6 protein-coding genes and 1 pseudogene are annotated in these 7217 nt (G+C 68.2%); all 7 read left to right on the top strand.

The genetic code is table 11. The annotated features are described in order from the left end of the window. The coding region (hisD, locus tag RWX45_RS06795; protein ID WP_316022985.1) for a histidinol dehydrogenase at positions 1–946 on the top strand (946 nt) is incomplete at its 5' end. A 172-nt stretch (positions 947–1118) separates the two neighbouring features. Continuing rightward, a complete protein-coding gene (locus RWX45_RS06790) occupies positions 1119–1367 on the top strand; it encodes a hypothetical protein (protein WP_316022984.1) in 249 nt (82 codons plus the stop codon). Between the two features lie 9 nt (positions 1368–1376). Continuing rightward, the gene (locus tag RWX45_RS06785; protein WP_316022983.1) at positions 1377–2735 is read left to right on the top strand and encodes a glycosyltransferase family 2 protein; all 1359 of its coding nucleotides are present in this window, start codon (positions 1377–1379) and stop codon (positions 2733–2735) included. Next, positions 2732–3463 (top strand): hypothetical protein, encoded by a 732-nt coding sequence (locus RWX45_RS06780; protein WP_316022982.1) that lies wholly within the window; start codon positions 2732–2734, stop codon positions 3461–3463. Before RWX45_RS06785 ends, RWX45_RS06780 begins: the two co-directional genes overlap by 4 nt. Before the next feature lie 85 nt (positions 3464–3548). Then, on the top strand, positions 3549–4697 hold the full coding sequence (gene wecB / locus RWX45_RS06775; protein WP_316022986.1) for a non-hydrolyzing UDP-N-acetylglucosamine 2-epimerase: 1149 nt from the start codon (positions 3549–3551) through the stop codon (positions 4695–4697). A gap of 28 nt (positions 4698–4725) precedes the next feature. Continuing rightward, entirely contained in the window at positions 4726–6645 is a 1920-nt protein-coding gene (locus RWX45_RS06770; protein ID WP_316022981.1) for a polysaccharide deacetylase family protein, read from the top strand. Further along, positions 6642–7217 (top strand): annotated as a pseudogene (locus RWX45_RS06765) (hypothetical protein); the annotation flags it as partial. The gene RWX45_RS06770 and the pseudogene RWX45_RS06765, both read left to right, overlap by 4 nt.

Genomic DNA, 7217 nt, shown 5'->3' with positions numbered 1-7217 from the left:
CCCCAGCTCGGTGGTGATGAACGCGGTTGCCGCCCAGGTCGCCGGGGTGGACCAGATCGCCCTGGCCTCCCCGCCGCAGCCGGAATACGGCGGCCTGCCGCACCCAACCGTGCTGGCTGCCTGCGCCCTCCTGGGCATCACCGAGGTCTACGCGGTCGGCGGCGCCCAGGCCATCGCCATGTTCGCCTACGGTGCCGCCGCTGAGAACGACACCGACCGGGCCGACTCCCGAGACGGTGGCGGTGACGGGCGCACGCTGTGCGAGCGGGTCGACGTCGTAACCGGGCCCGGCAACGTGTATGTGGCCGCCGCCAAACGCGCGGTGCGCGGAATCGTCGGCATCGATGCCGAGGCCGGCCCGACCGAGATTGCCATTCTCGCCGACGCCACCGCTCATCCCGAGTACGTGGCGGCCGACCTGCTGTCCCAGGCCGAGCACGATCCCCACGCCGGATCCGTCCTCATCACCGATTCGTGCCACCTGGCCGACGCCGTCGACGCCGCCCTGGCCCGCCGTCTGGACGCGACTCGCCACCGCGAGCGCGCCCGCACCGCACTGACCGGCAGGCAGTCCGGCATCGTGCTGGTGCGGGACCTGGACCAGGCGATCGCCGTCGCCGACGCCTACGCCGCCGAGCACCTCGAGATCCAGACCGCTGACGCTCCCGCTGTGGCCCGCCGCATCCGCAACGCGGGCGCCATCTTCATCGGCCCCTACTCGCCGGTGCCGCTGGGCGACTACCTGGCCGGCTCCAACCACGTGCTGCCCACCGGCGGCACCGCCCGCTTCGCCGCCGGCCTCAACGTCATGGCCTACCTCAAACCCGTCCAGCTCATCAACTACAACGCTGCCGCGTTGGAGGCCATGACCGCGCCGTTGACGGTGCTCGCCGAGTCCGAGAACCTTCCCGCTCACGGCGAGGCTGCGCGCGCACGTCAGCAGTGAGTCAACCGCCGCCAACACGTTGTGGCAAACTCGTCACTTTGAGGTGCCGTTTCCATATTTCCGCGCGTTCGACGAGTTGCTAACCTAGTTGCCGACGCTCAGCCGGTTCAAACGGGTCACAAAAGTGGCCCCTGCCGGACTGCGCCTTCCCCCTGACACCCCTGATAGTGCCATGTACCACACCCTGATCTCTATCGCCGGTTCCGGTCTTCTCAGCCCTGAACAGACCCCGACCGGAGTTGACATACTCGTGCTGCTCGCCCGCCTGCTGCTGGACCTGGCAGGCCTGGGCTTCCTCCTCCTCGCCGCACTCTTCGTGGCGCTCAACGCCTACGGGGCGGTGCGCGTCCGGTGCGGTGCCCGGGCGCGGGAGACGCCGCCGGCCGTAGCCCCCGGAACTACGCACGACCTGACTGCGTGATGCTGAGTCATGTCCGCGAACTCTTCCACTTTCGCTCTGCTGAGGAGCCTGGACTGCATTGGTTGGAGCGGCGCCATCGCGATGGTCGTCGTGGCCCTGACTTACCTCGTCGCCCTGGCCCTGGCCGCACGACGCTCACTGCGCCACCAGCATCGGCAAGCCGCCGTCGGGGATGCCGCGGATACCGCCGCAGAACCGCTTCATATTGTGGTGCTCATGCCCTGCCTCAACGAGGAGACCGTCATCGGCGCCTCGGTGCGCAGACTCTTGTCGGTCAACGACCCGCATGTGTCGGTGCTTGTCATCGACGACGGTTCGGATGACGCCACCAGCCAGATCGTGCGCGCCATCGCCGACGAGAGGGTGAGCCTGCTGCGGCGTCATCCGCCCCACGCCCGGCAGGGCAAGGGCGCGGCCCTCAACGACGCCCTTGGTGCGGTGCGGCGCAGATACGCCGGCCTCAATCCCGATCGCGTCATCGTCGGCGTCGTCGACGCCGATGGGCACCTCGACCCCACCGCCTGGGACACCGTTCGCGATGCCTTCCGCTCCGCCGACGTGGGCGCCGTGCAGCTCGGGGTACGCATCGCCAATCGTTCTGCCGCACTGCTCGCCCGCATGCAGGACATTGAGTTCGTCACGTTTACCGCCATCTTCCAGAATGGGCGCCGTCGTCTGGGCAGCGTCGGCATGGGCGGCAACGCCCAATTCGCTCGGCTTTCCGCCCTCAACGCGCTGGGGGAGTGCCCCTGGACCGATTCCCTGACCGAGGACTTCGACCTGGGCATCCGGCTCAATGCCACCCGCTGGACCAACGAATATCGGGGCGAGGCCGCCGTGCATCAGGAGGGCGTGACCTCTCTGCGGCGGCTCGTACGCCAGCGCACCCGTTGGTTCCAGGGCAACCTCCAGGCGCGTCGCCTGCTCGGCGCCATCACCCGGGATATGCGCGGACGCGCCCGAGCCGACACCCTTTGGCAGGTCCTCAGCCCCTATCTGTTGCTTGCCGGCTCGCTGCTGACCATGTCCTTCGCGCTCATCCTGGCCGTCTGCATGATCCGTCTCATCTGCGATGTGCCCCAAACCTGGGCGTGGGTTCCAGGCGCCTACCTCCTTGCCTTCGGCCCGTCTTACCTTTACGCCTTGATCTACTGGCGGGCGGTCCGAGTCGAGGGTTCCGGGCCCATCCACTGCCTGCTGTGGTGCCACGTCTTTGTGCTCTATGGCCTACTCGCCGGCATCTATGGGTGGCGGGCACTGGCACGCGAGATCGTCGGCCGTTCCGGTTGGGCCAAGACAGCCCGCGAAGGGGAAGCCGCGGGACGATCGCAAGCACCGGAAGCTGATCCCCAAGGAGCGCCGCTGTGACTGGGCCGGTGCGCGCCCGGCGCCGCGTCCCCCGGGGTCTTGCTGTGGCGCTGGTTGTGGCGCTCGCGGCCTTGGCAGCCGGCACGGTGGCCGCCTACCACGTTGTCCGCTCGACCACGCAGGAGACACCGCCCGCTCACCACCAGGACCGCAATGAGGAACAAACGCCCACCCCGGGTTGCGCCTGGGCGACGGTATTCGACGGCTATGGCTCGGCCACATGCGTCGGCAGCACCGTCACGCTCAGCCCGGCCCCGGCGACCGACGCCAGTCAGACCCATGCGGGTCTGGCCACCTCCCGGACCGTGACCATCCCCGAAGGCGATACCACCGTCATCTCTGCCACCGTCACGACCCGCAGCCAGTTGCGCACCGGGGACGCCCCCAACCCCTGGGAGGTCGCCTGGCTGCTGTGGAGTTTCCAGGACCCGGACCACTTCTACGCCCTGGTGCTCAAACCCAACGGATGGGAAGTCTCCAAGCAGGATCCGGATTCAGCCGGGGCGCAACAGTTCCTGGCTTCGGGGACCGAACCGACCTTCGCCGTCGGCACCGCCCACAACGTGACGCTCACGGTCAGCACCATCGGTGAGCAGATGACCGTCGATATTGCCGTCGACGGAGAACCTCTGGTCTCCGTCACCGACACCGCCGAGCCCTACCTGCAAGGAGCCGTTGCCGCCTACTGCGAGGACGCCGTCGTCGATGTCAGCCTTACCCCGAACTGAACCCTGACCGCCCTGTTCCACTCATCCCTGAGGAGATTCCGTGACGATTCACGCCCCTGCCACAGCCCCGACCCGGCCGCGCATCATGCTGGTATACGGCACGCGGCCCGAGGCGATCAAAATGGCACCCGTCCTGCAGCATCTGCAACGTGACGGCCGTTTCGACACGGTCAATGTGGTCACCGGGCAGCACCGCGAGATGCTCGACCAAGTGAACGACTTCTTCGGCATTACCCCGGACGTTGACCTCGACATTCATCGCGCCGGCCAGACCCTCACCCAGATCACGGTCGGCACCCTCGAGGGGGTGGAAGACGCCATTGAGACGCACGCTCCTGACCTGCTCGTGGTACAGGGCGACACCACCTCCGCTTTCGCCGCGGGGCTGGCCGGCTTCTACCACCGAGTGCCGGTCGCGCACGTTGAGGCCGGGCTGCGTACCGGCTCCATCGACTCGCCCTACCCCGAGGAAGCCAATCGTCGGCTGCTCGCCCAGATCACGGCGCTGCACCTGTGCCCCACCCGCCGCTCGCGCGACAACCTGCTGCACGAGGGCACCGACCCTAGCCGTGTCGTGGTGACCGGTAACACCGTCATTGATGCCCTGCTCGAGACCGTAAGCCGTCCCGTATCGCTGACCGACCCGACACTGGACCGTATTGCGAAGGACCCCTCCCGCCGCGTCCTGCTCGTGACCGCCCACCGCCGCGAATCCTGGGGCCAGCCGATGATGGCGATCGGTAGGGCCCTGGCCCGGGTGGCGCGCACCCACCCCGACGTCGTCGTCGTGCTGCCCGCTCACCGCAATCCCACCGTGCGCGATGCGCTCCTGCCCCATATTGCGGGGCTGGACAACGTGGTGATCACCGAGCCCCTGGAGTATGCGCAGTTCTGCGCGCTCATGCACCGCGCCCACCTGGTGGTCACCGATTCCGGAGGCGTCCAGGAGGAGGCGCCGGCCCTGTCCAAGCCGGTGCTCGTCATGCGCGAGAACACTGAGCGACCCGAGGCGGTGGACTTCGGTGTCGCACGGTTGGTCGGAACCAATGAGGAGAGCCTGGTGACGTGGACCAGCCGCCTGCTCGACGACGACGACGCATACGCCCGGATGGCCGGCGCCATCAACCCCTACGGAGACGGCCACGCCAGCGAGCGCATCGTCGCCGCCATAGCCGAGCTTCTCGGCGTCGGCCAGCGTCTGACCGACTTCAATCCGTCCCCGTCACGCCCCTGAATCCCACCCTGTCAACAAGGAGACCTCGATGTCCTCATCATCCCTGAACCGTTGTCGCGTCGGTGCCGCAGGCACGGCCGCCGCGGCCATCACGCTCGTGCTATCCGGGTTCCTGCCCGCCGCGCCTGCCACCGGATACGAGCAGCCCACCGCACCGGTGACCCGCCTGGACACTACGACGGAGGACACTGCCCTGACGGCACCCCCGGAGCCTGCTGCTGCCGCTTCCCGGACGCTGCCCCTGGTGGCCTCCGGGCAAGCCAGCGCCGACGAACTGGCCGTGGCGGTTGAGCCGGACCCAGCCCTCGACACCGTGCGCGACCTGGCCACGGACGCCCCTGCGCTGCCTGCTTCCGCCCGGAGCTTCTCCACCGAGCAGGCGGGCTCGGCGCGCACCCTCGTTCTGTATGACACCACCGGCCCCTACGCGCACCTGGGCGAGTACTACGCACTGGGCATGGGCCTGCTTGCCTCCCACAGCGGGACTGTGACGGCGCTGCCCGTCGCGGACTACACGGCCGGGCTCGCGGGCGCCTTCACCGCCGTCATCTACAACGGGTCCACCTACGATGAGCCGCTTCCCCGCGCTTTCATCGACGACGTCCTCACCGGCGACGTGCCCGTCTTGTGGTCGGGATTCAACATTTGGCAGCTGGTTGCCACCGAGGAGGACCGCGCTGCTTTCGCGACCCGTTACGGCTGGGACGCCGCCACCTCCTACATTGACTCCGCCGATCGCGTGACGACCGTGACCTACAACGGGCAGGATCTCACGCGCAACGCCCTCAACGAGGGAGGCATCCTCGCACCCCACATCACCGACCCGAATGCGGTCACCGTGCTGGGGGACGCCCGGTGCAGCGATACGGCAGGAACGGCGGTCGCCTGTTCCACCGTCGCCCAGACCACCGGCTCCACCTACCCGTGGGCGGTCCGTTCGGGCAATCTCACCTATATCGGTGAGGTGCCGTTGTCCTACATATCCGAAACCGACCGGTACCTCGCCGCCGCCGACATCGTCCTGGATACCCTCGATCCCACGGCACAGACCATTCGCCAGGCGGCCGTGCGCATTGAGGACGTCAGCCCCGACGTCTCAGGCGAAGAATTGCGCACCCTCGTCGACTACCTGGTCGGTGCCGACGTTCCCTTCCAGATCGCCGTTGTCCCGGTGTACACCGACCCCAACGGCGTCTACAACGATGGCGTACCGGTCACCTCTACCCTTGCCGACAATCCCGAGCTGGTTGCAACCCTCCAGTACGCGACACAACACGGCGGTACGCTCATTCAACACGGCACCACCCACCAGTTCGGAGCCCAGGCCAACCCCTATAACGGGGTGTCCAGCGATGACTTTGAGTTCATTCGCTCCTGGTGCACGCAGACCAACACCACCAGTGACCCGGCCGTGAGCTGCACCAACGACACCTGGGTGCAGATCGGCGGCGACCTCTTCGGCACCGGCGCCACCTGGGCGGCGCAACGGGTATGGCTGGGCCGGGCGAGTTTCGCCCAGGCCGGGCTGGAGATTCCCACGGTCTTCGAGACGCCGCACTACGCTGCCACAGCGTCGGCCTACGCCGGCATCAACACCGTTTACTCGGTGCGCTATGAGCGGGAGCTGCTCCACGCCGGACTGCTCACGGGGCAAGCCGGGGGAGCCCACGACTATTACGGCCAGTTCTTCCCCTACGCCGTCAATGATCCCTACGGGACGCACATCCTGCCGGAGAACCTGGGCAACGTGGAGCTGGAGAGCTACAACCAGCATCCGCCGAGGCTGCCCGCCGACATCGTCGATAACGCTAGGATTAACCTCGTGGGCACGCATGCGACGGCCAGCTTCTTCTTCCACCCCTACCTTGATGTCTCCATGCTGCAGCAGATCGTCGAGGGCATCCGTGCCCAGGGATACACCTTCGTACCCGCCACCGAGCTGACATGAGCGCCCCCGTACCCCGGCGGCGGGCTCTGGCAATTTTCGGCGGCGTGCTGGCCGGGGTAGCGGCGCTCATCGCCGCCGCCCTGGCCTGGCTGCGGGGGCGCGGCGGGGAGCACCACTCCGGCTCGCAGTCACCCGCCCCGCCAGCGCCGGCCACGCCCATCGGCACGGTGCTGCTCGATGTTGCGGACGGCGACGGCGGGCTGCTCGACCTGGACGGCCTCCTGGCACGGGGGACCAACGGCGCCGGTCCACTGACTCGTGATGACGCGCTACTGGACGCCAAGACGCTTGAGGTACTGGCCCTGGCCCCGCTCGTGGAGCACGCCCAGGCCACCGCCGCCGTCGAACTGCCCGGCGGGGTCAACACCTGCCTGACCCTGTCATGGCCCACCAGCCACGGGTACTCCGCGCTGATGGCGGATCTGCCGGCCCCCGGACGCTACGCCCTGGCCGAGCTTGCGGCCCGGGGCCTGCACGAGTCCCAGCAGCCGCGGGTGGACCGGCTGGACGGGGACGGCGCCGATGCGACTGCCACCGGCAGCACCGCCGACCTGGCCGAGCTGCGCGCAACC

The organism is Actinomyces sp. MRS3W (genome assembly GCF_032465695.1).
Lineage (GTDB): Bacteria > Actinomycetota > Actinomycetes > Actinomycetales > Actinomycetaceae > Actinomyces.
The sequence above is the reverse complement of the archived record's forward strand: the minus strand, read 5'-3'. Positions and strand labels throughout refer to the sequence as shown.